A 25,016-nucleotide genomic window follows, 5' to 3' on the forward strand; every position below is an offset into this window, starting at 1 on the left:
ACGACTATTTTAGGACATATAGAGTCGTGAGTACAAGGTTTCGTGTTGCATACATCTGATATCGAATGCTGGGTTGCATAAGCCGCGCATCTCTTCATCTAAGGTTAAGGTATCGTCCACAAGTTTGGCAATTAAATCGTGCATATTGTACAAGATTTCCTGTCCGTCCATTTGCCCCAAGGGGACCATTTTCACACTATTGGTCACCATATTAACCGCGGCGTTGTAATAAAATGCACTCAATACCGATTTGATTTCAGCACCTAAAAGGGCGGTAATCATTCCGAAAACTATTGCATAGTGCCCAGGGGTTTCTTTGTTTTTCACTTTTTCGAAAAAGGAATGCATCAATTCATAATCGTGTAGCCGAACATAAATCTTGAGCAATCGCATGCCTAATTTTGAACTGCCATCACGGACTTCCATAGGTGTTTTCAAGGCGTGTGACTCGTTGTCCAACTCTAAAAGCGCTTCGAGATTTTGATCTGTTCCATATTTAAAAGCATCACGGACAAAAAGCCCATCATTGTACTTGTAATTATAAATGAGCATGTTTTCTACAAATTCGCGCGTAGTATCCACATCCTTCACCACTTTTTGCTGGATATAAGTTTCCAATCCGTTGGAATGCGAATAGCCACCAATTGGCAACGTCGGATCTGAAATATGCAGTAACTCCAATAAAACCCTTTGTTTGTTGTGTGTCATATTCATTATTGTTTTGTGGTGAGGTCTAAAATTCTTGAAAATAGGGAAGGTGTATCACTTGCATGCGAATGTCCAACGTTGGCTTTTAACATGTTCAACAGTTTGCAATGTCTTTTCTCAACGATATAACCTGTTGCTTCCAAAAGGCGCTCCAAAGGTTTTTCGTAAGGCACCAAAACTTTCTCCTCTTGAATAAAAATAGGCAAGTGTTTGTTTCCTATTTCGTAACAAACCGTTCCCATTTCTACAATATTTCTTGGTGTTACCTGAATGCTATCGCAAGGCAATACATCAACAACCACCACACTTGTCTCATCCTCCAAAAGAATATCTCCTTGGTGAAGGCGCTGGCCTTCCTTCAGGAATTTAACTGCCACCTCACGACCATGCTCTGTTCTTTTTCGCATAATGCGTTTGGTCATTTCAAACCATTCCAGATGTAGTGTGTCTACCGTTTTGTTTCCTATGGGATAAGATTCTATGTTTCCAATAACTTCTTTACAAAGCATATGAGCATTTCGTTTTAAAATAAAAATACACAAGGTTTATACGACGTTGCGTAGCTTTAAATTCTTATTAAAATAAAAAATAACGTTGTGCTAAAGGCACCACATCAATCGGGTCGCAGGTTACTTTTACGCCATCTACTTTTACTTCGTAGGTTTCAGGATTGACTTCAATTAAAGGTGTTTTATCATTATGGATTAAATCCTTTTTAGAAATACTTCTACAATTGGTAACCGCGAATAATTGTTTTTTGAGTCCGTATTTTTCTTTAATATTATTGTTCATTGCGGCTTTAGATACGAAAGTGGCGCAAGTTTTATGTACGGCAGCTCCTAGAGCGCCAAACATTGGACGCATCATAATAGGTTGCGGTGTAGGGATTGACCCGTTTGGATCGCCCATTTTACTGGCAATTGCCATACCTCCTTTAACAATCATTTCAGGTTTGGCTCCGAACAAGGCTGGTTTCCATAATACAAAATCGGCCATTTTACCAGGTTCAATAGACCCTACATGTTGCGAAATACCGTGAGCAATTGCTGGATTGATGGTGTATTTTGCTATATAACGTTTCGCACGGAAATTATCTGCCTTCATTTTTTTGTCCTCTTCCAAAAACCCTTGTTGAATCTTGTTTTTATGCGCTGTTTGCCAGGTTCTTGAAATGGTTTCACCCACACGTCCCATGGCTTGGGAGTCTGAACTCATAATACTGAAAACGCCCATGTCGTGAAGTCGGTCTTCAGCAGCAATGGTTTCTGGTCTAATTCGAGAATCAGCAAAGGCGACATCTTCCGGGATATTTTTACTTAAATGATGACACACCATCAGCATATCCAAATGCTCATCAATAGTGTTTTTGGTAAATGGTCGTGTCGGATTTGTAGATGCTGGCAACACATTCGGATACATTGCTGCTTTGATAATGTCTGGAGCATGGCCACCGCCCGCGCCCTCTGTATGGAAGGTGTGGATGGTTCTACCGTTTATAGCATCCATAGTATCTTCTAAAAATCCTGCTTCGTTTAAAGTATCAGAATGCAAAGCAATTTGAATATCATATTCATCTGCTACTTGTAAGGATGCGTGAATAACCGATGGAGTTGCTCCCCAGTCTTCATGCACTTTCAACCCTAAAACACCAGCTTCCACCTGTTCTTTTAAAGGAGCTAAAAATGAACAGTTTCCTTTTCCGAAGAAGCCTAAATTCATTGGCAAATTATCTGTCGCCTGAAGCATACGTTCTATATTCCAAGCGCCAGGTGTTACTGTGGTCGCGTTGGTACCGTCAAAAGGACCTGTTCCGCCACCAATCATGGTGGTGATTCCACTAAAAAGCGCGTGTTCAATTTGTTGTGGAGAAAGAAAATGGATGTGTGTATCTATTCCTCCAGGAGTAGCGATTAGGTTTTCACCCGCATGCACTTCAGTCGAGGCGCCAATAATCATATTTGGATCTACATTTTCCATAGTATCTGGGTTTCCAGCTTTTCCAACCCCCACTATTTTCCCATCCTTAATACCAATATCTCCTTTAACAATTCCCCAATGGTCTAAAACAATGCAGTTTAAAATCACTAAATCCAAAACGCCACTATCACGAGTTGCTGTACTGGATTGCGCCATGCCATCACGAACCGTTTTTCCGCCACCAAATTTATTTTCCTCACCATAGAAAGTATAGTCTTTTTCTATTTCAATGAACAGTTCGGTGTCTCCCAATCGTATTTTATCGCCAAGGGTTGGTCCGTACATATTGGCATACTTAATTCTGTCGATTTTAAAACTCATGATTTTTTGTTTTTAAAGGATTCACGTTCTACATTTAGCATTTCTCTCTTTAAATTTTGAGGATTCATGGTGTCGCCAATAGCAAGATTGTTCAGTCCGAAAGAGTTGCGTTTTCCTCCTAAATGGATGAGTTCAATTTTTGTAGCTTCCCCTGGTTCAAAACGAACAGCTGTTCCTGAAGGAATATTCAATCGGTAGCCAAAGGATTTTTCACGATCGAATTCCATTTCTCTATTCACTTCAAAAAAGTGGTAGTGGGATCCAATTTGAATGGGTCTGTCTCCTTTATTGACAACCTTTAATTTGATAGCTTTTCGGAAGGGATTGCATACAATATCTTCTTTCTTCAATATATATTCACCTGGTATCATAGTTTGTAAATTAAGGTTAACGAATAGGATTATGAACGGTCACTAACTTGGTGCCGTCGGGAAATGTTGCTTCAATTTGTACATCGTGAATCATTTCAGGAACGCCTTCCATAACATCCTCTCGTGTTAAGTAAGTTGCGCCTTCTTGCATTAAAGAAGCGACGGATTTACCATCTCGTGCAGCTTCCTGCAATCGGTTGCTGATTAATGCAATGGACTCTGGGTAATTTAACTTCACGCCTCGAGCCTTGCGTTTTTCGGCGAGTTCACCCGCCATGAATATGAGGAGCTTTTCTGTTTCTCTAGCTGTTAAATGCATAGGATCTTTTTTAAAGGTTAATATTGGTCGATAAGAATAGGTATTCAATGCTTCCTTATTAATGAAAGACAGTATTTAGACTTGATTCCTATTTCTTAGTAGCAAATTATTTCTGTATTTCTTTCCACGCTTCACCACATACCCAATCAATCTCAGGGTCGATTCCCATACTGTTATCGGGCTTCACTTTCTAGTATTAAATTAAAGCTCACAACAATCTCTTAAATCACCCCTCAACCTCATCATCAATGCGTCAAAAATCTTAGAATTAAAATAAAATTTTCACTCCAAATCAACATATTATATACATAAATCAATAATTTATTTACAATACTTAATTATTTTAATAAAATTATTGCCAATATCATAATTAAAGTAATCTATAAAAATCTTCCTACGAAATAGTTTAAGATACAATCCCTGACATACACAAAAGCCTTATTATATTTTAAGCTTCACGACTTACAAAAAAGGCTAATTTTGAATTGTAGTTTCTGATGATGAAATAATTATTCTCTAGTAGTTAGGATACTGCAAGTGAAACCATAAGATCCAATGAGGTATTACTATAAGCCAATTAAAGGGGCTTAATTTTAATCAATAGTTTCTTCAGAGTTATAAAACTCAACTAATTCCCTGCTAAAACCTTCCCTTTTACTAACTTAGTGTTCAAGTTTAAAACAACTACCAACAATGCCATTTCAAAGCACAAAATCAAATCAACCAAATGACATCAAATAGAAAACAACATTGGGAAACAGTTTATGAAACAAAAAATCCAGACCAAGTAAGTTGGACTCAAGACAAGCCAAAAACTTCTCTTGAATTCATTCGCTCTTTTAACTTGGAAAAGACTGCGAAAATTATAGATATTGGTGGCGGTGACAGTAGACTGGTTGATTATTTAATCGATGATGGATACCAAAACATTACAGTTCTTGACATTTCCTCTAAATCCCTGGAGAAAGCGAAAAAGAGACTTGGTAAAAAAGCAGACAACGTTAATTGGATTACCTGCGATATCACTGAATTCAAACCTAATGAAAAGTATGATTTTTGGCATGATAGAGCTGCCTTTCATTTTCTTACCACTCCTGAACCTGCTTTTATTACACATAAACGTTTTCATGATAGAGCTGCCTTTCATTTTCTTACCACTCCTGAAGACATCAAAAAATACGAGAAAACGGCGTCTGTATCTGTCAGAGGCTTTATGACCATAGGTACATTTTCAAAAAATGGCCCGCTGAAATGTAGTGGATTAGAAATCACACAATACAACGAAAACGATCTATCAGATGTGTTTCAAAATAATTTTGAAAGATTAAACTGTGTTACAGAAGACCATACTACACCTTTTGACACCACACAAAATTTTTTATTCTGTAGTTTCAAAAAGCGTTAAATGAATCCATAGAACTGGTATAATTTACTCTTAGCTTTCAACATAACTAAAATCTAGTGATTAATATTAAACATAGTCCTTCCACAATGAGAATCATCAGAATATTTAGCATCCTTTTATGTATTTCAAATCTAGCTTTTACGCAAACTTCTTCAGAGGTTGTTCAATTTGATAAGATTTTGAATCAGTTTATAAATGTTCGTGATTTTTGTATTTCAAAAGATGGCAAAGAAGCTTTCTTCAGCATACAAAGTCCTAATCAAGAAATTTCACAACTGGCTTATATTACTAAGACCAATAACGAATGGTCAGAACCTCAACTCCTTCCCTTTTGTGATTCCTTCAAGTATCTAGAACCCTTTTTATCCCACGACAATATGCGACTTTATTTTGCATCAGACAGACCCCTAAATTCAAGCAGTAATAAGAAAAAAGATTTTGACATTTGGTATGTAGAACGAACCAATGAAACCGAAAAGTGGTCTCAACCTATAAACCTAGGTCATCCCGTAAATTCAGAATTAGATGAATTCTATCCTTCCTTGAGCAAAAACAATAATCTCTATTTCACCATGGTTTCCCCCAATGGTTACGGAAAAGATGATATTTATGTATCTCAATGGATCAATGGACAATATACCGACCCTGTTTTATTGAATGAAAACATTAATGGCCCTGGTTACGAATTCAACGCCTTTATCTCGGAAAACGAAGAGTTTATAATCTTTTCTAAATACAATGAAGAAGACGGATTAGGTAGTGGTGACCTCTATGTATCAAAGATAGATGAGAATGGTAATTGGACAAAAGCAATCAATTTAGGAATTCCGGTGAACACAAAATATATGGAATATTGCCCCTTTTATGATGAAAAGAATCAAATGTTGTATTTTACAAGCAAAAGAAATAATCTTAAGCCAAGAAGCTTCAACTCCGTTTTTGAATTTTCAACATATATTAACCAAAATGAAAATGGCTTAAGTAAAATCTACAAGACCTCAATCAAGCTCGACGTCCTACTTGAATAAACTAATTGACTATGAAAACTAATAAAGTTATTTCAGGATGTATTAGCCTCATCATTGGATGTATTATTCTCTTATTGATTATAGACTTTATGTCTAAACCAGATAATGCGTCTATAGCACTTAAACCCATAGAAAGTATGGACACCTATTTTTTCAGCTTCGTATATACAATGGGTAATATGGGATGGGCTTTAGCTAGTATTCTATTAATAGCTTATTTCGGACTTTGCTATGCTTTTGGAAGCTGGCTGTATGGAAAAATAGTTGGACCTATTGAAGAGGATTAATTTATAAAAGTACTTTAAGCTTTATTTTGATTCAAAGACAAAACCTATCATTAATCTTTTTTTAATGATAGATGAATGAATAGAAACATTTTTATTCAAATTAATTTAGTTTTGCAATTTCCACTATAACTACAATCTAAAGTATTGTAGGGTGGAAAATTAGAACCAAAAACAGCCACCATATATGCCATTATTACAAGATATTCTTATCCTTTTAGGTTTTTCTGTCGTTATAGTTTTTGTTCTTCAACGGCTTAAACTTCCGTCAATCATTGGTTTTCTATTAACCGGTGTGATTATTGGTCCGTACGGATTAAGCCTTATTAAGGCTGTGGAGCAAGTAGAAATCTTATCGGAAGTTGGTGTTATTCTGTTACTATTTGTAATTGGAATGGAACTATCCATCAAACAATTGGCTTCTATAAGAAAGACCGTATTTATTGGTGGGTTTCTTCAAGTTGGACTTACGGTTCTTGTGGCCGCTTTGGTCTATAATTTCTTAGGAAATTCCTGGAGTGAATCGGTATTTGTCGGCTTTCTTTTTTCCTTGTCCAGTACGGCCATTGTTTTAAAGACATTACAAGATCGGCAAGAAATTTCGACACCTCAAGCCAGAAATGCGCTTGCCATTCTAATATTTCAAGATATCATTGTAGTACCCATGATGCTTGTTACACCGATGATGGCAGGTGTGTCGAGCAATATTCTAATGGATATCTTGATGCTGTTGGTAAAATCGGCCATAGTCGTTGTACTTACATATATCATGGCAAGATATATTGTTCCAAAATTAATGCATGCGGTAGCCAAAACGAATAGTAAAGAGCTGTTTTTATTAGTAACCATAACCCTATGTTTTGCAATTGCTTTTCTAACTGCTGAAATAGGATTATCATTAGCTTTGGGTGCCTTTATTGCAGGCCTTATTATTTCTGAATCAGAATATAGCCATCAAGCTACAAGTATCATTCTACCCTTCCGTGAGTTGTTTACAAGTTTCTTTTTCGTCTCGGTGGGTATGTTATTGGATTTAAACTTTTTCCTAAAAAACGTTCCTATTATTATGCTATTGGTTTTGGTAGTTCTTATTTTAAAATCTACCGTATCTGCCATAGCCGTAGCTCTTTTAAAATACCCAACTAAAACTGCTATTTTAACAGGTTTATCACTTTTTCAAGTCGGTGAATTTGCATTCATATTGTCAAAAATTGGTATAGAATACAATCTATTGACCCCTCAAACTAATCAATACTTTTTGTCTGTATCAATCGTCTCTATGATTTTAACCCCATTTATTATCATTTTCTCAGAGAATATTGCGGATAAAATCTTAGGTGTAAAGAAAAAATTAGGACTAAAAAGAGAGGTAAATCCAAATGATTTTGGCGAAGCAACCGAAACCGAATTAGAAAACCATTTAGTAATCATTGGTTACGGAATTAATGGTAGTAATTTAGCCAAAGCAGCAACGGCGAGTAACATCCCTTTTATTGTCATTGAAATGAATGCCGAAGTGGTGAAGCGAGAAAAAGAAAAAGGACTACCCATTATCTTTGGTGATGCTAGAGAGTACCACATTTTAGAAACTGTAAATATTTCACGTGCTAGAGCTGCTGTAATTGCCATTTCTGAAATCGCTGCTACGAGAAGCATTATTAAAAATATTAGATCACATTCAGATTCATTATACCTTGTTGTTAGGACGAGATATGTAAAGGAAACTACTGAATTGTTAGCTCTTGGCGCTGATGAAGTGATTCCGGAAGAATTCGAAACATCTATTCAAATTTTCGAACATGTCTTACATAATTTCCTAGTTCCAGAAGGTGATATTATTCAGTTAATCCAAAAGGTTAGGTCTGATAACTACCAATTATTTAAAGGCGATTTTAAACGCCCAAAAACTATTAAACCTAGTGAACTAGCAGACTTCAATATTACTTGTTTACTAATGAGATCTGACAGTAATAAGTTTTTAGGGAAACCATTGAGAGATTTAAACCTGAGAGCTGAGTATGGCATTAATATTTTAGGGATTAAGAGACGAGATGAAATGCTGCAAAGCGTTCAACCAAATGAGATATTAAAACAAGGCGATAAGCTTTATATTATGGGTAATCAAGGTGATGTTGAGCAATTCTATCAAATGATTAAATAGGCTCAACCAGAACTTTTATAAATTTAAAAATGTTGTAATTGAATATATTAAGATTTCTGTAACATATTATTTAGTAACTTTGCCCTGAAATGAAAATTTTAAACCACATATTACGTCTTCCTTATTTCAGCACTTATTATTATCCAATAATTTCTGCTCGGAAGGCCTATATATATACTTGAAATTGATTTAACAATAAACAACATATACTATAATACCTAAAGCCCGAGCATTTTTGTTCGGGCTTTTTTTATTCTTAAAAATCATGGAAACATTAAACAAATTAAAAGAAAACGTAGAAATTATTCTACCTGAAAATGGCTTGGACGAAAAGCTAAAACAAGCAAAAAAGGAAGGTAGATCACTCATTATTAAACTTGGCTTTGATCCGACGGCACCAGATTTGCATTTGGGACATGCCGTTATGCTTAAAAAATTAAAAGAGTTTCAAGACCTAGGCCATCAGATTGTGATTTTAGTTGGAAGTTTTACAGCACAGATTGGTGATCCTACAGGGAAAAACAAAAGCCGAAAACCTTTGAGTAATGAAGAAGTTCTTCATAATGCTGAAACTTATATTTCTCAACTTTCAAAAATTATTGATGTAGAGAAAAGTAAAATCGTCTTCAATTCAGAGTGGTTAGACCAACTTTCTTCTTCAGAAATTATTCAAATTCTCTCTAAAGTAACGGTTGCTCAACTGATGCATAGAAATGATTTCAACAAACGGTTCACAGAAAACACTCCGATTGCCATGCACGAATTAGTATACCCAATTTTACAGGGTTTTGATTCTGTAAAGATTAATTGCGATATAGAAATGGGAGGTACAGACCAACTATTTAACTGTACGATGGGTCGTCAATTACAACAGACTTACGGAATGGATCCGCAAACCGTAATGTGTATGCCTTTATTAAGAGGTTTAGATGGAAAAGAAAAAATGAGCAAGTCTTTAAATAATATTATTGGTTTAACCGATGCACCCAATGATATGTTTGGTAAAACCATGTCGATACCTGATTCTTTAATTGAAGAGTTTTTAGATTTAACTACCAACTTTTCATTAGAAGAGAAACAAGAACTTATAGAGCAATTAGCTAAGGGAGAAAACCCAATGAACCTTAAAAAATTAATTGCAAAAAACATTATTAGCCAATACCATGATGTAAAAGCAGCAGAAGAGGCTGAAGAATTTTTCGTTAATCAATTTCAAAGTCAAAAATTTGAAGAAAAAGTTTTCGAACCTGTAATGATAAGCTCTATTGAAGCTAAAAACCGCATTACAAGCTTAGTTGAATTATGTAGTCAACTGAAAAACGATGTGTCTAAATCGGCCATAAGACGACTTATTGAAAGTGGTGCAGTTCAAATTAATAATGAAAAATTAACAAACCCTCTTATAGACATTCCATTACACCCGGAAACAAAAATCAAAATAGGGAAACGTAATTTCTACGAATTAAAATAATACTATTCTAACTCAATTATACAAGGCACTTCATATAGGACACAACAATTTATTCTGCATATATTTTTGTAAAAAGTGCCTTGTATTTATCTTTTATCACCTTTCGTTTCAGCTTTAAAGTTGGGGTGAGGTGTCCTGCTTCAATAGTCCATTCATCTGGTGTAATTTCAAATTTCTTAATGCGTTCCCAACGCCCTAAAGAAGTATTATACAAATCAATCTCTTATTGAATTCTCGCTAACAGTTTTTCATCGGTGGTGATATCTATGATCTCATGATTATGTCTTAATGCCCATTCTTTCACAAATTCATAATTAACCTGAATCAGTGCTGCTGGCATTTTATAACCTTCACCAATCACCATAATTTGTTCAATAAAACTGGACTGTTTCATGATATTTTCAATGATGGCGGGCGCAATATACTTTCCACCTGATGTCTTAAATATTTCTTTTTTACGGTCGGTAATTTTTAAAAAACCATCCTTACAAATTTCACCGATATCACCTGTATGTAAAAATCCATCTTTAATAGCTTCAGCTGTTTTTAGCTCATCTTTATAGTAGCCTTTTAAAACATTAGGACCTTTGATAAGGATTTCACCATCTTCGGCAATTTTAGCTTCGACGCCTGGCAAAACTTTACCCACCGTTTTTAAACGCATATCACCTTTTTTATGACCATTCAAAGAGATAACACCAGACGATTCGGTCATTCCATAGCCTTCATAAACCGGTAAGCCAGCAGCGGTAAACACTTTAATTAGTCGGTCTTGTAAAGGCGCTGACCCTGACACTAGAAACTTCACATTTCCTCCAAAAATTCCGCGCCACTTGCTAAAAATTAAGCGATCTGCTATTTTATGTTTTAAACCTCTTTTTTGATCAATTTCTGTCTGTTCTGCTAGTCGAACTGCCCAAAAGAACAAGGCTTTTTTCACACCTGAAAGTTCGTTTCCTTTGGCTATGATTTTATCGAATATCTTCTCTAACAAACGAGGAACAATCGGAAGAAAAACTGGTTTTACTTCTTGTAAATTATCGACTAATTTCTCTAAAGACTCCGCAAAGTAAATCTCAAAGCCCATATATTGATAATAGTACATCACCAAGCGTTCAAATACATGACTTATGGGTAAATAACTCACCATTGGCAAATATGGTTCATCTAAGTCTAATAGTTCCGAACACACGATGATAGAAAACAATAGTGCTTCATGAGTTATCATCACGCCTTTCGGTGTTCCCGTTGTGCCAGAGGTATAGATTATGGTGGCTAAATTTTCAGTGGATATATTTGATTTTCTTTTTTCAACTTCTAAATGATGATCAACACTTTGTCCTGATTTTAATAAATAATCCCAATTAGTATCACATACGGAATTATTAAAACAAAAAATGGAGCTGACCTGTGTATTCGCTTTTACTGACTCTACCTTGTCGTATAAATCCTTATTAGAAACGAAACATAATTTTGAATCGGAATGATTTAGAATAAATTCATAATCCTTAGTAGATAAGGTAGCATATAAGGGTACGCTAATAGCACCAACTTGTAAAAGCGCCATATCAAGAATATGCCATGCTACATTATTTTTTTCTGTTACAATGGCAATTTTATCATCTGCTTGAACTCCTAACTCCACTAAAGCATTACTAATAATCGCAATTTGATTGCAATATTCTTTAGTACTCAAAGCCAACCACTCTCCTCCTACTTTAGTATTAAAAGCTTTTTCTTGTGGCGTGTGGCGTAGTTGATATTCTGGTAAATCGAATAGGCGCGTTAGGTGTTTAGGCATTCTCTAGGATGTTTATAATTAGCTAAAGGTTTTGAAAGGTGCATTGTAGGTCTGTATATTCTTATTCTTTATTATAGTCGAATTAAAGACTTGACGATCTTGTATGTGTTGATGTTGATTCACCTCTTCTATTTCTAAAATTGGAGATAAACAATTATCGTGATTTTTACTCAGACTCACCCATTCATCCCTTGATTTTGTTTTAAAAAGTGTTTCTAAGTCTTTTTTAGGGAAGACTCCATTGATAAGTTCTTTATCTGATGTGGCTTTCCAACTTGGCTTTTCAACCATATCACAGAAGTCATTCCAAAACTTCAATTCTAAGGCACCCAATGCGATCCATTTGCCATCGGAACATTCATAAACATTATAATTAACCATCATTCCACTTAATATTGGCAGTTTTTTATAAGATACGCCGCCCTGAGAAATTCCATGAGCAATTGCAGTTAAAGGCAAGCTTGCATATAATAAACTTAAATCTATATATTGAGGTTTATTTTGCAACTTCTGAGCCAGCAGTCCCGAAGTACAAGCCGAAAGCAACATATAAGAACCTCCAGCAATATCGGCAATTTGAAAACCAGGAATTACAGGTTTTCCTTCCGCATCTCTGTTTAAATCTAGCAAGCCTGCCGTTGCTAAATAATTGATATCGTGACCTGCTTTGTTGTGTAAATGTCCTTTTTGTCCATAACCTGTCACGGAGACGTAGACAATATTAGGATTGATCTTTTTTGTATTGTCAAAATCCAATTTAAAACTAGTCATTGCTCCTGGTCGGAATTGCTCAATTAATACATCTGCTTTGGCAATTAATTCGCTGACTTTTTGATACCCTTCTTCAGTTTCATAGTCGATAATAAGCTGTTCTTTAGAATGATTCATCGCATGAAACAGCACAGAGTTATCATCGATTTTAGGTTCATAAAAACGTGTATAATCTAATCGATTAGGACTTTCGATTTTAATCACTATAGCACCAAGTTGACTTAATAAATGAGTTCCTAAAGGCCCTGGTAATAGGCGAGTAAAATCAATTATGGTTATACCTTCTAATGGTTTTGTTTCTTGCATAAATATTTAATTTGTTTGGGGTGATTATGGTTAACGGAGTCTTGAATTGAGTGATTTATGGAGGCGAAAATTATTTCCTGTAAGGATTGTTGAAGACACTTATAAACTAATGAGCAAAAGGGAAAAAGACACTAATTTCACTTAACTAGCAACTCTTAACTATCAACTAAAAACTCATACTGACACTAATTTCACGAATTATCACTAATGACTAAAAACTCACCTCTAAAAACTCAAACTAACTTTAATTTCACTAATCTCCACTAACGACTCAAAACTATAGCCTAAAAACTCATACTGACACTAATTTCACTTAACTAGCAACTCTTAACTATCAACTAAAAACTAATACAGACACTAATTTCACTAATCCCCACTAATAACTAAAAACTTACCTCTAAAAACTCAAACTAACTTTAATTTCACTAATCTCCACTAACGACTCAAAACTATAGCCTAAAAACTAAAATAGACACTAATTTCACTTAACTAGCAACTCTTAACTATCAACTAAAAACTATTACAGACACTAATTTCCCTAATTCCCACTAATGACTCAAAACTATAGCTTAAAAACTAACAACGACATGAATTTCACTAATGTTCACTAATACACTAACAACTCAAAACTACAGCCTACAAACTAATAGCTTTCAACCAATTAAGCTCTTATTGTTATTTCTTTTTTTGCTTCATCGCTTTCATTTGTGCAAACAACTCTTTAAATAATCCTCTTGCCACAACAACTTTCATAATTTCGTTAGTACCGGCATAAATTCTTGCGACACGATTATCGGCATACATTCTTGCTATAGGATATTCCCACATATAGCCGTAACCACCAAACAACTGCAAACATTCATCAACTACTTTTCCGTGCATATCTGTGGCTGAAAACTTAGCCATAGAGGCACTTTCTGCAGATAGGTTGTGGTTTGCTAAATCTTCAGTACAACGATCTACAAAAGCTTGGTGAATTTGTAATTGCGCTGCAGCTTCAACTAATTTAAATTGGGTGTTTTGAAATCCTGCGATCGGTTGTTTAAAAGCTGTTCTTGTAGATGTATACGCTATGGTATCTTCGATTGCGCCTTCTGCCCCGCCAATGGCCGCCAATGCCACTGACAAACGTTCTCGAGCTAATTCGGTCATCATAATTTTAAAACCCTGTCCTTCTTCTCCTAGTAAATTTTCTTTAGGCACTTTTACATTATCAAAAAACAATTCACATGTATCTTGGGCTTTCATTCCAATTTTTTTGAATGGCACGCCTTTTTCGAAACCATCCCACTTACTTTCCATAATCAGTAATGAAACTCCCTCTTCTGGCGTCCCTGAATTTGTTTTTACTGCCACAATAGCCATATCTGATAAATAACCATTGGTTATAAATGTTTTCTGTCCGTTTACCACATAATGATCACCTTTATCTACCGCAGTTGTCCGAAGCGCTTGTAAGTCTGAACCACAATTCGGTTCTGTCATTCCAATAGCTGTAATCATCTCGCCCGTAGCCATGGTTGGCAAATACTTTTCCTTTTGAGCATCTGTTCCCCATTTAAAAATATAAGGCGCCACAATATCCGAGTGTAATGAAAAACCAGGACCGCTAATTCCTTTTTTTGCGAATTCTTCGATTAATAAAGCACTAAAGCTAAAATCTAATCCAGAGCCACCATATTTCTCAGGCATATCCATACACAGCAAACCCAAATCACCAGCTCTTTTCCATATATCCCGACTAACCATACCATCTTTTTCCCAGGTCTCTACATGAAGTTCAATTTCATTTGTAATGAAATCCTGAATCATTCCTTGCATCATTTTATGTTCTTCCGATGCATATATTTTTCGTTCTAATAATACGTTTTGTAACATAGCTGATTGATTTTGCTGTTTATAATATTTTAGTTTTTATAATACACACGCTGACTTCCTGCTTTTTCAATGCGTTCTAAAAGTGATGCTGGAAGTTGAAAACGCTCACCATGTTTATTAGCTAAAATAGCGGCATAGTCTCTAAATTCTTGCGCGCCTATATAATCGATATAAGACATGACACCACCTGTATGAACTGGAAATCCAAGTCCTAAAATCGATCCAATATCCGCGTCTCTCGGGTCATTTAAAACACCGCTATCCAAACATTTATAAGAATCAATCACCATAGCAAACAATAGGCGTCTTCCTATTTCTTCCTCATCATAATCCTCTACTGTAGGGTAAATTCTGCTCCATTCTTCCCATATATATTTTTTCGCTCCCTTTGGGTATTCATAAAACCCTCTGCCTTCTTTCTTTCCTGGTCTTTTATGGGTATGAACTATAGTAGAAATTGTTTTCTCTAATTCCTTTTCAAAGTCCGTCAAACTAGGATCTTCAGACATGATATCTAACATGAGTTTCAAATTCACCTCATCTGAAATTGCAAGTGGTCCTACTGGCATGCCTATTTTTTTCGCCACATTTTCTATAACTGCAGGCGGAATTCCTTCCGTCAACATAGTAATACCTTCATTTACAAACTTCCCAAATACACGAGATGTAAAGAAGCCACGACCATCATTTACTACTATTGGCACTTTCCTAATTTTAGTCACGTAATCTATAGCTGCAGCTAAAGTTTCATCGGAAGTTTCTTTACCAACTATAACCTCAACTAATGGCATTTTATCTACTGGTGAAAAGAAATGTAAACCAATAAATTTATCAGGTTTTGAAGAAGCTTTAGCCAAAGTTGAAATTGGTATGGTAGACGTATTACTCGCGTAAATGACCTCTGGTTTTATCACGGCTTCCGTTTCTTTTGTGACTGTATTTTTCAACTGTTCATTTTCAAAAACCGCTTCAATAATTAAATCACAATCCTTTAAATCGTTGACACTTTCAGATGGAATGATATGTTCTAAAATAGCTGAGGACTTTTCTTGTGTCGATCTGCCCTTCTCTATTTTTGACTGTTCTATTTTGGAAGCGTAACCTTTCCCTCGTTCCGCACCTTCTAAAGATACATCTTTCAGTACCACATCTAATCCCGCTTTAGCAGAAACATAGGCGATTCCTGCGCCCATCATTCCCGCTCCTAAAACACCAATTTTTTGATAGCTTACAGGTTCAAAACCTTTTGGCTTGGCCTTTCCTCTAGCAGCATCACCTATAAAAATAAATGAGGCCCGAATGATATTTTTAGTTTCCTTTCTAAACAAAGTATCTACAAAATAACGCGCTTCAACTTCTAGGGCTTTATCGATTCCTGTAGAACTACCATGATATAATGCACTCAATACATTTTTAATATTAGGCATATTGCCGTGAGTGGTTTTATAAGCCATAGCATTAGACACGGAGTAAAACTCATTAACTCCAGACACTTGCCCAATTCCATTCGGCGTTCCTGGAACCACAAAACGTTTCTCATCCCAAGGTTGCTTAACTTCTGGATGTTTTAATATCCATGCTTTAGCTAATGCGGTTATATCCTCTTCTGGCGAACATAATTCATTAACTAATTTATCTTTTAAGGCTTGTTCTGCTGTTAATTTTCGCGACTGGGTAATATATTCTATAGATTTTCTAGCACCTAACATACGTAAAAAACGCTGTGTTCCTCCTGCGCCAGGAAATAATCCAACCGAACATTCCACCAATCCAATTCTGTTTTTAGGATGATTAGTCATAATTCGATAATTACAAGCTAAAGCGATTTCCAATCCTCCACCTAAGGCTAGACCATTTATGGTTGCTACCACAGGTTTAGTGGAAAGTTCTAATTGTCGCATAGAGCGATGAGTTTTCATAAGCATCTCAAAGCACGCTTCTTTGGACTCTTCATAATTTAAAAACCACTTTAAATCGCCTCCCGAAATAAAATCTCTTTTTGCCGAATTGATGATAATCCCATTTACTGAATCGTCTGTAGTTGCTTTATCTACAGCTGTAAAGAATTCCATGATAGTGGCTTCATTCATGATATTTACTGGAGAATTGGCGACATCCCATGTTATAAAAGCGACGCCATCTGTATCTATTGAATATTTAATATGTTGCATTTTGTCTTTGGTTTTTCGGTTATACACGTTCAATTATTGTAGCAATACCCATTCCTCCACCAACACAAAGTGTTGCTAAAGCCGTGCTTTTATCTTGCTGCTCGAGTTCATCTAAGGCGGTTCCTAAAATCATACAACCTGTAGCTCCTAGTGGGTGTCCCATTGCAATGGCTCCTCCGTTCACATTGACTATTGAATGATCGATTTTCAGGTTTTCCATAAGACGTAGTGGCACGACTGCAAAAGCTTCATTCACTTCCCATAAATCAATATCAGAAGCTGTCATTCCCGCTTTTTTCAATGCTTTCTTGGTTGCTGGAGTTGGACCCTCTAACATGATTAATGGTTCTGAACCAATTATAGATCCCATTTTGATCTTCGCTCTTGGTTTTAAACCTAGTTTCTCCCCAATTTCTTTAGTTCCGATTAACATTAACCCAGCACCATCAACTAATCCAGATGAATTTCCGGCATGATGCACGTGATTGATTCGTTCTACTTCAACATAGGTATCTAAGGCGGTTTGATTAAATAACATCTCCCCCATTTTTTCAAAAGACGGATTCAATTTACCTAAAGCTTCTAAAGTGGTATTCGCACGAATATATTCGTCCTTTGATAAAATTTCTAAACCATTGATATCCTTAACTGGTATAATTGATTTATTGAAGGCCTTTTTTGCCCAAGCTGCTGTAGCTCTTTTTTGGGACTCTACAGCAAATTTGTCGACATCGTTACGTGAATAGCCGTATTTGGTCGCGATTAAATCTGCAGAAATACCTTGAGGAACAAATTTCCCAAATGCCGCATCAGGTTCCATCACCCATGCCGAACCATCGATACCCATTGGTACTCTTGACATCGACTCTACGCCTCCTGCTATAATCAAATCGGACCATCCCGATCTAACACGAGCAGCAGCCTGATTAACCGCTTCTAGCCCCGATGCGCAGTATCTATTTAGTGAAACAGCTGCTAAATGATCGCCATAATTAGCCACTTGAGCCGCAACTTTAGCAATATTACCACCTTGTTCACCGGCTTGGGTGACACAGCCTAAAACCAAATCTTCAACATAAGAAGTATCTAGGTTATTTCGCTCTTTTAAGGCAGAAAGTAAAGTGGTTACTAATTGTACAGGACTTACTTGAGATAAACTCCCTAATTGTTTTCCGATGCCTCTTGGCGTTCTTACAGAATCATAAATATATGCATCCATCTATTGATTATTTTTTAAACGTTACTAGGTGGTAACATATAGGATAAAAAAATATGTGACCACATGGTTACAAATCTATACTAAAGAATTATCTTTGTCAAATAAAATAGTCGTAAATTTTATAAACCTAATAATTGTTATAGTATTTTCTCATTGTAAGTTACAGCTAATCTTATTATTATCAAAACACAATTTATATGAAACCTACATATTTAGAAGAGAATAGTAATTTTGACTTTTCTTCAGCTGCCATTCAAGATTTAATAGAAAAAATAAGTGATGGTAACGATTCCGATTCGCCTTTAGCCTTTGCATTAAAAGCTTATTATTATATTCGAGATGCATGGCCTTACAATCCTTATCGTTTTAGTTTAATTGAAGACGATTGGAAAGCCTCAGAAATTAGCACACATCAAAGTGGACATTGTTTGGATAAAGCAATTTTACTAATCAGTGTTTTACGTGGCAAAAATATTCCAGCCCGATTAGGATTAGCCAAGGTAAAAAATCATATTGCTGTTGAAGATATTGTGGAGAAGTTTGGAAATGATGTCCTCGTACCACATGGCTATGTTGAAATTTTTCTAAATGGCAAATGGGTGAAGGCCACTCCGGCTTTCAATAAAACCTTATGTGAAAAGTTGAAAGTTGAGCCCTTAGATTTTGATGGTGTGAATGATTCCTTGTTTCAACCCTATATGGCTTCAAATGACATAAAATTTATGGAGTACATCGAAGACTATGGAACTTTTGATCATGTGCCATTAGCTTATATGTTTCAATTAATGAAAGACACCTATCCAGCCTTAGAGGAACGTCAAATTGAATTAGGTGTAGTATTAAATTTATCAAAGTTATAATGAAGAAAGACCGAGCTGCTACCGAAGAAAAAATATACGAAAGCTTTTTAAGTCTTCTTGAAGAGAAAGGACCACAAGCTGTAGGGATCAACGCCATAGCTAAAAAGGCAGGTGTTTCAAAAGAACTTATCTATCGCTATTATGGCGGATTACAAGGCCTCCTACTCCACCTCGCCAAAAAAGGCGACTTCTTTAAGTCTATGCTATCATTACATGATAAAGATTTAGCTACTGTAGAAGACTTAAAAGACTTTGCAAAAGCAGGAACTAAGGAACTTCGTGAAAATAAATTAACTCAAGAAATTCTGCGTTGGCAACTATTAGAAAATAATGAAGCTACTCACGACTTATTCAAGTATAGTAATAAAGAGATAGGAAAAATGTTCGCCATTTCGGAAAAGGACAGCTCCCTTAATCATGCTTTTCAATTGATGATTGGCGGTTATGTTTATTTTACCCTTTTATCTAAATTCAACAAAAAATTTATTACAACAGATTTAAGGTCTGAAGAATCTTGGGAGAACTTTGATAAAGCTATTGAGAAAACTATTGATTTATTTAATAAATAAAAAGTCTATTCTGATTATAAAGTGATTGTTTTGAATCCACTTTCCTGAAGCCCTAAAAAGTACACGAAGCCATCTGGAGTAAAAGCAATATAGTTATGATAATCTGTTTGCTTTAGTTCAAAGTGATTCATAGCAGCTTCACAAACCACCAAACGAATTCCAAATTTTTCACTAGTTTCTATGGAAGACTTAAGACTTTCATCTTTAGCTAAATCTTTAACCACAGGACCAATTAACACCACTTGAAAGTCCAATTCAGAATGCTTGGCTTTTAGTCCTTTTCCTGTTCTGACAGCTGCCTGAAAATAACGCGAATTAGAAACAAGTATAGCGTACTTCCCATCCTTTTTTATTGAATTTTCTATTACAGAAATACTTAATGATTGCGCTGTAACTGGAGTGTACAATAGGGATCCTACGAAAACTAAAAGGATAATAAAAAACTGATTTTTCATAATATTATTGATAAAATTTAATTTTTAAACATGGCCTCATTTACCATATCATCAAAGATAAGCCTTCAATAAGACAATTATTGTAACTTAAGTTACTCTCTACCACTTAACCTTTGTATTCACACCTACAACTGAATACTTAACTTATTTTTTCCTAACTCTTTTCAATTTAGACACCACTTTTCCAGAATAAAGATTCCGTTAGTTTAGCAGTTTAAACCCACCTGCCAGAAACTCTACCTAAATAGAATTCATAGATTTAGAAATAGCTCATTAATGAACCCTCTTGATTTTTATTATTAGTAAATTAGCGTTCAATTTTTTCTTTAGATATATGAAAACAGTAACAAGATTTTTTTTAAAACTAAACAATTTGACTTTATTCATACTAACGGCTTTGGTTTGTATGACTAGTTGTTCAACCGATGATACTTCTTCTGATATCACATCCGAAGAACCCGTTGAAGTTTCGCCCGACATCAATGGAGATGGTCAATTAAATATTTTGGTTTTAGGAACCAGTGTTTCAATTGATCCTAATTCTGCTGGCTTTGCATCAAGTAGAATAGCCGCGGAATTGGAAAATATTTTAAGTCAGGATACTTCCTTAAATTTAGAAGTCCATATTTCCTTTGAAGATATTTATAAAGAAAAAGTAATCACCTATGGATTAGGTCAGGCTGGAAACACTATGAATTCCTATCATTACGCGCATTCATTAACGCAGTATTACTATTGGCCAGACCAACAAACAGAACGATTAAAAAATTTAACTGGTGAAGCTGCTCATAAATGGGATTATGTGGTCATTGCTGCCGATCCGTATATTGTTGCAAAACTCCCTGGCTATTATGCCTTAGGTGTAAATAAAATTGCCGAAAAAGTCGCAGAAGGTGGTGCTCAACCACTATTATTAATGGTTTGGCCACAAGATGAGAGCTCGACTGCATCAATAGATTATTATGCAGAATTGACACAACGCACAGCTGATGGAGCCAAAGTAACTGTTGAAACTGTTCCGGCGGGTCTAACATGGGACGCTTTACCTTCAACTAAAAAAGATGAAAGTATAGAACACCCAACACCAAACGGAGCCTATGCAGCTGCTGCGTCTATTTACTCTAAGCTTCTCAATAAAACAGCCGCTAGTTCAGATTATCAATACGATGACGACATCGCTGAGATTGCTTTAACAACTCAGGCCAATAGCATTGCATATACAGGAGAGCCATTATTTATGTCTCCATTTATTAGTTGTGAGATTGAGGATTCGGTATTGAATTATAATCACACAGGCTCGAGCTCTGAAAACGGTATTTTAAATGGTCTACAATGGGTAATTTCTCAATCCTCTAGAACACTTCAAGCTAATGGACCTGCTCCAATTAATTTCAATTACGGAAGAGCAAACACTAATTTTGAACCTAATAAGCGTTATCAAATAGATCCATCGCGATTCGATTTTTCCTTTGGATTCCCTATGCAAGATAATGGCAACCATGGTGATACTTCCATGCTGTATGGTTTAGACAAACGTGTAAATTCATATGAAAACGGCACCGATTTAGGAGCTGCTCTTTTTATGATTAGAAACTCAGAACTACCTCATGCCCGAGCTATACCAATCCGTACCTTATACGCCCAACTTAAAGAGGCCATTCCATCACAATCTGCGTACAGCGACAATTGGCATATGCATGGAAATTTAAACAAAGCCATTGGTGCTTATATGTACACTTTACTAACAGGTGATTGTGCTTTAGCTGATGAACCTTCCGATAGAGCATCTGACGAATGGAAAGCATGGAAAGCACACAAGATTGGCTATGAAACCGCTTATACTTTAATGACTTTAAACGGCAATGTTCCTGAATGTAATTAGTAATTAGCTTTGGATACATATTGCAACAATGAACCCTATTACACCTATTAGACTGAACACTTATGATACATTTAAATAAAATAGTTGCTGTATTAACGCTGAGAATGATCTTAGGATTCATCTTCTTAATGCAAGGCTTTGGAAAAGTCTTTACATGGGGAATGGACAATGTTATTAATGCCGATTTCTTTAATGGCACATTTAAGGATTTACTTCCAGACTATATTATAAGCGCTACCGCCTATTATACATCGTACATTGAACTGATTGGAGGTCTACTACTTGTATTAGGTTTTAAAACAAATTATGCGCTTTATGCCCTTGCTTCTGTTTCAATTATTGTAACTTTTGGTCATGGTTTAGCTGAGCCCATTTGGAATTTATCACATGTAATGCCTCGAACTATCCTATTGGTAGCTTTATTATTACTACCTCAAGAATGGGATAAATTTTCTTTAGATCACCTAATAAAAAAGTCATCTAAGACAAATCAAAGTTAAACCTAGGATTAAAATATTTTCCTAATTCACAGAACATTAATTCAGAAAGACTAGAAGATGAATAATTTTAAATTACACCTAGTTCTCATTGGCCTCTTATGTGTGTCGACTGTCTTTTCTCAGGAAGCCTTATCTAATTTTTCGGACGGTCCGTATGTTTTTATAGAAAACAATCAACTCATTGAGAAATCAATAGTATATGGCAAGGTTTCATCAAAAGTTTTAAAGAGCGCTGCTCACGATACTATTTTTACTCCACAAGCCGACACCTATAAGAATATTAAAAATGTAGTCGCGCTCAGTGATATTCACGGTCAGTATGATTTGGCAGTAAAACTATTAAAAAACAATAAAATTATAGATCATGAACTCAACTGGAGTTTTGGCAAGGGTCATTTGGTGATTGTCGGTGATGTTTTTGACAGAGGTGATAAAGTAAATGACATGCTATGGTTGATTTATAATTTAGAAGCACAAGCAAAAAAAGCAGGTGGTCGTGTTCATTTTTTATTAGGCAATCATGAATATATGGTTCTTCATAAGGATTTGCGATACATTCATGAAAAATATAGAATCACTTCTAAGTTACTTGACTTAAGCTATGACGATTTATATGGCAAGAATACGGTTTTAGGCAGATGGTTAAGATCTAAACCTACTATAATTAAAATAAACAATGACGTCTTCGTTCATGGTGGTATTTCAAAAGATTTTTTAAGTAAAAATGAATTTAAAATTTCACAGTTGAACAATATCATGAGACAATCGCTTAGCCGATCCAAGGCAGAAATGAAATCAACTGATTTTTACAAAATTTACTATGGTAGCAAAAGTTTGATATGGTATAGAGGTTATTTTCGAGATAATTTAAATGAATCGGAAATTTACGACCTACTTAAACAGGTGAATTCAGACCATATTGTTGTAGGACATTGTTCAAATAAAGAAGTCGTTCAGTTATACAACAACAAAATTTACGGAGTAGATTCAAGTATAAAGCGCGGGAAATATGGTGAAGTTTTATTTATTACAGACCATCGTTATTACAGAGGAACTTTAGACGGTAAAAAAATAGAATTCAAAAAAACGACGCCAAGCACTATACTTGATTAGATGTTTCAATTCATTGATGATTTATAACATAATCGGTGATAAAAGTTTAAGAAAAATAGATATATGTATCAATTAAATTACCGCTCCACATCAAAAAATGATTTAAAGCCTCAAGATTTAGAAAATATTTTAGAAAGAGCAAATGCTGTGAATGCTTCACGAAATATATCAGGGTGTCTCATTTATTTTAATAACAGTTTTGTTCAAATTCTCGAAGGCGATAAAAAAGATGTTCTAGACGTATATCATAAAATAAAAATGGATAAAAGACATGATGAAGTGACTTTATTATGGGAGAATCAGGTGGAGAATCGATTTTTTGAAGAATGGAATATGGCTTATTACCGTCCAGAAGATAAAGATGTAAAGCAATTTGTAAACAATTTATTACTGCTTTCAGACCTTTCGGATAGATCTTCAAGTTCTCTACTAAGTTTCTGGGCAACGGTTCGGAAAATATTACGTACTGAGCCTATGAAAGCTTAAGCCTATGAAAGCTTAAATGAGAAGATTTATCTTTTGGCATAGTACATCAATTATTTCAATCATTAATTCGAAATATATAAGAGCTTCAACCAATAATTAATTAAAACTATAAGTTTTGTGCTACGATATTAAAGCAAGTTTAGAGAGTCAGTTGAAAAGAGCAAAACGGAAAGGAGACCTTCAAACCGTTGAAGAAATCGAAGAAAATCTTATTCCTTTGACTGATCTTCCCATTCATCATATGTCTGGATTCAGTCATCCTGAACTATTAATTTACACCGATAGATCGCCAAATTTCCCTGAAGTAGCCACTTGGGGATTGGTTCCGCAGTGGGTTAAGAATGAAGAGCAGCTCAAAAAACAATGGAATAATACGCTTAATGCACGAGGCGAAACAATTTTTGAAAAACCCTCTTTTCGAAATTCAGCAAGAAATAATCGTTGTATCATCTATGTCGACGGATTTTACGAGCATCATCATTACAAAGGAAAAGTCTATCCTTTTTATATTTCTCATAAAGACGATGAACCTTTGGCTCTCGCAGGACTATGGAGTGAATGGAAAAACCCTGAAACGGGCGGTATATTAAATTCATTCAGCATTGTGACTACTACAGGAAACTCATTAATGGCTAAGATTCATAATAGTCCTAAGTTAAAAGAACCAAGAATGCCTGTAATTCTACCTAAGGAATTAGAGGATAAATGGCTTGATCCGGTTGAGGATGACTTAGACATCAAAAAGATTCAAGAGCTTATTCAACATTATCCCAAAGATCAGTTAAAAGCCCATACAGTTGCCAAATTAAGAGGCAAGGACTATAAGGGAAACGTTGAAGGGACTTCGGAAGAAGTAAAATACGAAGAGCTCGTGTTCAATGATGACCTTCATTAACCATAGACCAATGCTATTTGGGGAAGACTATACTTTCATTGAAATTTTTATCCTTCAGCATAAAA

Annotated in this window: 24 protein-coding genes; 12 read left to right on the plus strand and 12 right to left on the minus strand. The window is 35.4% G+C overall.

Translation table 11 applies throughout. From position 1 onward, the window contains the following. Window positions 1-9 precede the first annotated feature (9 nt). The 5 genes from DFQ11_RS13435 to ureA all read right to left on the minus strand — a co-directional run bounded on the left by DFQ11_RS13435 (window position 10) and on the right by ureA (window position 3,696). Window positions 10-582, minus strand: coding sequence for an urease accessory protein UreF (locus tag DFQ11_RS13435; protein WP_229791302.1), 573 nt, complete (start codon window positions 580-582; stop codon window positions 10-12). Window positions 583-713: 131 nt separating this feature from the next. Further along, on the minus strand, window positions 714-1,217 hold the full coding sequence (ureE, locus tag DFQ11_RS13440) for an urease accessory protein UreE (RefSeq protein WP_110476402.1): 504 nt from the start codon (window positions 1,215-1,217) through the stop codon (window positions 714-716). A 67-nt stretch (window positions 1,218-1,284) separates the two neighbouring features. Next, window positions 1,285-3,006: an urease subunit alpha gene (ureC, locus tag DFQ11_RS13445; RefSeq protein WP_110476403.1), complete on the minus strand. Its 1,722-nt coding sequence runs from the start codon at window positions 3,004-3,006 to the stop codon at window positions 1,285-1,287. Further along, a complete protein-coding gene (locus DFQ11_RS13450) occupies window positions 3,003-3,377 on the minus strand; it encodes an urease subunit beta (protein WP_110476404.1) in 375 nt (124 codons plus the stop codon). The genes ureC and DFQ11_RS13450 overlap by 4 nt, the downstream gene beginning before the upstream one ends. Before the next feature lie 16 nt (window positions 3,378-3,393). Continuing rightward, window positions 3,394-3,696 carry an urease subunit gamma gene (ureA, locus tag DFQ11_RS13455; RefSeq protein ID WP_110476405.1) on the minus strand — a complete coding sequence of 101 codons (303 nt, stop codon included), beginning with the start codon at window positions 3,694-3,696 and terminating at the stop codon, window positions 3,394-3,396. 727 nt (window positions 3,697-4,423) lie between these two features. On the opposite strand from ureA, the gene DFQ11_RS13460 reads away from it, so the two are divergent. The 5 genes from DFQ11_RS13460 (at window position 4,424) to tyrS (ending at window position 10,045) form a co-directional block, all read left to right on the plus strand. Continuing rightward, window positions 4,424-5,101 carry a class I SAM-dependent methyltransferase gene (locus tag DFQ11_RS13460; protein WP_110476406.1) on the plus strand — a complete coding sequence of 226 codons (678 nt, stop codon included), beginning with the start codon at window positions 4,424-4,426 and terminating at the stop codon, window positions 5,099-5,101. 86 nt (window positions 5,102-5,187) lie between these two features. Beyond that, a complete protein-coding gene (locus tag DFQ11_RS13465; protein WP_110476407.1) occupies window positions 5,188-6,129 on the plus strand; it encodes a TolB-like translocation protein in 942 nt (313 codons plus the stop codon). Between the two features lie 11 nt (window positions 6,130-6,140). Then, the gene (locus tag DFQ11_RS13470; RefSeq protein ID WP_110476408.1) at window positions 6,141-6,416 is read left to right on the plus strand and encodes a hypothetical protein; all 276 of its coding nucleotides are present in this window, start codon (window positions 6,141-6,143) and stop codon (window positions 6,414-6,416) included. Window positions 6,417-6,600: 184 nt separating this feature from the next. Then, window positions 6,601-8,574 carry a monovalent cation:proton antiporter family protein gene (locus DFQ11_RS13475; protein WP_110476409.1) on the plus strand — a complete coding sequence of 658 codons (1,974 nt, stop codon included), beginning with the start codon at window positions 6,601-6,603 and terminating at the stop codon, window positions 8,572-8,574. A gap of 265 nt (window positions 8,575-8,839) precedes the next feature. Beyond that, entirely contained in the window at window positions 8,840-10,045 is a 1,206-nt protein-coding gene (tyrS, locus tag DFQ11_RS13480; protein ID WP_110476410.1) for a tyrosine--tRNA ligase, read from the plus strand. Between the two features lie 49 nt (window positions 10,046-10,094). On the opposite strand, the gene DFQ11_RS15430 is transcribed toward tyrS, so the two are convergent. The 6 genes from DFQ11_RS15430 to DFQ11_RS13505 form a co-directional block, all read right to left on the minus strand. Further along, on the minus strand, window positions 10,095-10,259 hold the full coding sequence (locus tag DFQ11_RS15430) for a hypothetical protein (protein WP_308425359.1): 165 nt from the start codon (window positions 10,257-10,259) through the stop codon (window positions 10,095-10,097). 9 nt (window positions 10,260-10,268) lie between these two features. Then, entirely contained in the window at window positions 10,269-11,846 is a 1,578-nt protein-coding gene (locus DFQ11_RS13485) for an AMP-dependent synthetase/ligase (RefSeq protein WP_308425360.1), read from the minus strand. Window positions 11,847-11,864: 18 nt separating this feature from the next. Then, on the minus strand, window positions 11,865-12,923 hold the full coding sequence (locus DFQ11_RS13490) for a CaiB/BaiF CoA transferase family protein (RefSeq protein ID WP_110476411.1): 1,059 nt from the start codon (window positions 12,921-12,923) through the stop codon (window positions 11,865-11,867). 675 nt (window positions 12,924-13,598) lie between these two features. Then, window positions 13,599-14,801: an acyl-CoA dehydrogenase family protein gene (locus DFQ11_RS13495; protein ID WP_110476412.1), complete on the minus strand. Its 1,203-nt coding sequence runs from the start codon at window positions 14,799-14,801 to the stop codon at window positions 13,599-13,601. 29 nt (window positions 14,802-14,830) lie between these two features. After that, on the minus strand, window positions 14,831-16,972 hold the full coding sequence (locus tag DFQ11_RS13500; RefSeq protein ID WP_110476434.1) for a 3-hydroxyacyl-CoA dehydrogenase NAD-binding domain-containing protein: 2,142 nt from the start codon (window positions 16,970-16,972) through the stop codon (window positions 14,831-14,833). A 19-nt stretch (window positions 16,973-16,991) separates the two neighbouring features. After that, window positions 16,992-18,191, minus strand: coding sequence for an acetyl-CoA C-acetyltransferase (locus DFQ11_RS13505; protein WP_110476413.1), 1,200 nt, complete (start codon window positions 18,189-18,191; stop codon window positions 16,992-16,994). 197 nt (window positions 18,192-18,388) lie between these two features. On the opposite strand from DFQ11_RS13505, the gene DFQ11_RS13510 reads away from it, so the two are divergent. Further along, the gene (locus DFQ11_RS13510) at window positions 18,389-19,051 is read left to right on the plus strand and encodes a transglutaminase-like domain-containing protein (RefSeq protein WP_110476414.1); all 663 of its coding nucleotides are present in this window, start codon (window positions 18,389-18,391) and stop codon (window positions 19,049-19,051) included. Beyond that, the gene (locus tag DFQ11_RS13515) at window positions 19,051-19,620 is read left to right on the plus strand and encodes a TetR/AcrR family transcriptional regulator (protein WP_110476415.1); all 570 of its coding nucleotides are present in this window, start codon (window positions 19,051-19,053) and stop codon (window positions 19,618-19,620) included. The genes DFQ11_RS13510 and DFQ11_RS13515 overlap by 1 nt, the downstream gene beginning before the upstream one ends. A gap of 14 nt (window positions 19,621-19,634) precedes the next feature. On the opposite strand, the gene DFQ11_RS13520 is transcribed toward DFQ11_RS13515, so the two are convergent. Beyond that, a complete protein-coding gene (locus DFQ11_RS13520; protein WP_110476416.1) occupies window positions 19,635-20,075 on the minus strand; it encodes a DsrE family protein in 441 nt (146 codons plus the stop codon). Window positions 20,076-20,448: 373 nt separating this feature from the next. Between DFQ11_RS13520 and DFQ11_RS13525 the strand changes: the two genes are divergently transcribed. The 5 genes from DFQ11_RS13525 to DFQ11_RS13545 all read left to right on the plus strand — a co-directional run bounded on the left by DFQ11_RS13525 (window position 20,449) and on the right by DFQ11_RS13545 (window position 24,951). After that, window positions 20,449-21,957, plus strand: a complete 1,509-nt coding sequence (locus DFQ11_RS13525) for a hypothetical protein (protein ID WP_146221538.1) — start codon at window positions 20,449-20,451, stop codon at window positions 21,955-21,957. A gap of 62 nt (window positions 21,958-22,019) precedes the next feature. Next, a complete protein-coding gene (locus tag DFQ11_RS13530; RefSeq protein WP_110476418.1) occupies window positions 22,020-22,457 on the plus strand; it encodes a DoxX family membrane protein in 438 nt (145 codons plus the stop codon). A gap of 57 nt (window positions 22,458-22,514) precedes the next feature. After that, window positions 22,515-23,570 (plus strand): metallophosphoesterase, encoded by a 1,056-nt coding sequence (locus tag DFQ11_RS13535; RefSeq protein ID WP_110476419.1) that lies wholly within the window; start codon window positions 22,515-22,517, stop codon window positions 23,568-23,570. 63 nt (window positions 23,571-23,633) lie between these two features. After that, on the plus strand, window positions 23,634-24,056 hold the full coding sequence (locus DFQ11_RS13540; protein ID WP_110476420.1) for a BLUF domain-containing protein: 423 nt from the start codon (window positions 23,634-23,636) through the stop codon (window positions 24,054-24,056). 115 nt (window positions 24,057-24,171) lie between these two features. After that, window positions 24,172-24,951, plus strand: coding sequence for an SOS response-associated peptidase (locus DFQ11_RS13545; protein WP_110476421.1), 780 nt, complete (start codon window positions 24,172-24,174; stop codon window positions 24,949-24,951). Window positions 24,952-25,016 lie beyond the last annotated feature (65 nt).

Source organism: Winogradskyella epiphytica, from assembly GCF_003217215.1.
GTDB classification, from domain to species: domain Bacteria; phylum Bacteroidota; class Bacteroidia; order Flavobacteriales; family Flavobacteriaceae; genus Winogradskyella; species Winogradskyella epiphytica.

What these genes read in the sequence shown, in the direction of transcription:
- DFQ11_RS13495 (WP_110476412.1), bottom strand. Translation starts at nt 14,801, where the DNA reads ATGTTACAAAACGTATTATTAGAACGAAAAATATATGCATCGGAAGAA.
- DFQ11_RS13530 (WP_110476418.1), top strand. Translation starts at nt 22,020, where the DNA reads ATGATACATTTAAATAAAATAGTTGCTGTATTAACGCTGAGAATGATC.
- DFQ11_RS13505 (WP_110476413.1), bottom strand. Translation starts at nt 18,191, where the DNA reads ATGGATGCATATATTTATGATTCTGTAAGAACGCCAAGAGGCATCGGA.
- DFQ11_RS13515 (WP_110476415.1), top strand. Translation starts at nt 19,051, where the DNA reads ATGAAGAAAGACCGAGCTGCTACCGAAGAAAAAATATACGAAAGCTTT.
- tyrS (WP_110476410.1), top strand. Translation starts at nt 8,840, where the DNA reads ATGGAAACATTAAACAAATTAAAAGAAAACGTAGAAATTATTCTACCT.
- DFQ11_RS13485 (WP_308425360.1), bottom strand. Translation starts at nt 11,846, where the DNA reads ATGCCTAAACACCTAACGCGCCTATTCGATTTACCAGAATATCAACTA.
- DFQ11_RS13510 (WP_110476414.1), top strand. Translation starts at nt 18,389, where the DNA reads ATGAAACCTACATATTTAGAAGAGAATAGTAATTTTGACTTTTCTTCA.
- DFQ11_RS13470 (WP_110476408.1), top strand. Translation starts at nt 6,141, where the DNA reads ATGAAAACTAATAAAGTTATTTCAGGATGTATTAGCCTCATCATTGGA.
- DFQ11_RS13500 (WP_110476434.1), bottom strand. Translation starts at nt 16,972, where the DNA reads ATGCAACATATTAAATATTCAATAGATACAGATGGCGTCGCTTTTATA.
- DFQ11_RS13535 (WP_110476419.1), top strand. Translation starts at nt 22,515, where the DNA reads ATGAATAATTTTAAATTACACCTAGTTCTCATTGGCCTCTTATGTGTG.
- DFQ11_RS13450 (WP_110476404.1), bottom strand. Translation starts at nt 3,377, where the DNA reads ATGATACCAGGTGAATATATATTGAAGAAAGAAGATATTGTATGCAAT.
- DFQ11_RS13460 (WP_110476406.1), top strand. Translation starts at nt 4,424, where the DNA reads ATGACATCAAATAGAAAACAACATTGGGAAACAGTTTATGAAACAAAA.
- ureA (WP_110476405.1), bottom strand. Translation starts at nt 3,696, where the DNA reads ATGCATTTAACAGCTAGAGAAACAGAAAAGCTCCTCATATTCATGGCG.
- DFQ11_RS13540 (WP_110476420.1), top strand. Translation starts at nt 23,634, where the DNA reads ATGTATCAATTAAATTACCGCTCCACATCAAAAAATGATTTAAAGCCT.
- ureE (WP_110476402.1), bottom strand. Translation starts at nt 1,217, where the DNA reads ATGCTTTGTAAAGAAGTTATTGGAAACATAGAATCTTATCCCATAGGA.
- ureC (WP_110476403.1), bottom strand. Translation starts at nt 3,006, where the DNA reads ATGAGTTTTAAAATCGACAGAATTAAGTATGCCAATATGTACGGACCA.
- DFQ11_RS13520 (WP_110476416.1), bottom strand. Translation starts at nt 20,075, where the DNA reads ATGAAAAATCAGTTTTTTATTATCCTTTTAGTTTTCGTAGGATCCCTA.
- DFQ11_RS13475 (WP_110476409.1), top strand. Translation starts at nt 6,601, where the DNA reads ATGCCATTATTACAAGATATTCTTATCCTTTTAGGTTTTTCTGTCGTT.
- DFQ11_RS13490 (WP_110476411.1), bottom strand. Translation starts at nt 12,923, where the DNA reads ATGCAAGAAACAAAACCATTAGAAGGTATAACCATAATTGATTTTACT.
- DFQ11_RS13465 (WP_110476407.1), top strand. Translation starts at nt 5,188, where the DNA reads ATGAGAATCATCAGAATATTTAGCATCCTTTTATGTATTTCAAATCTA.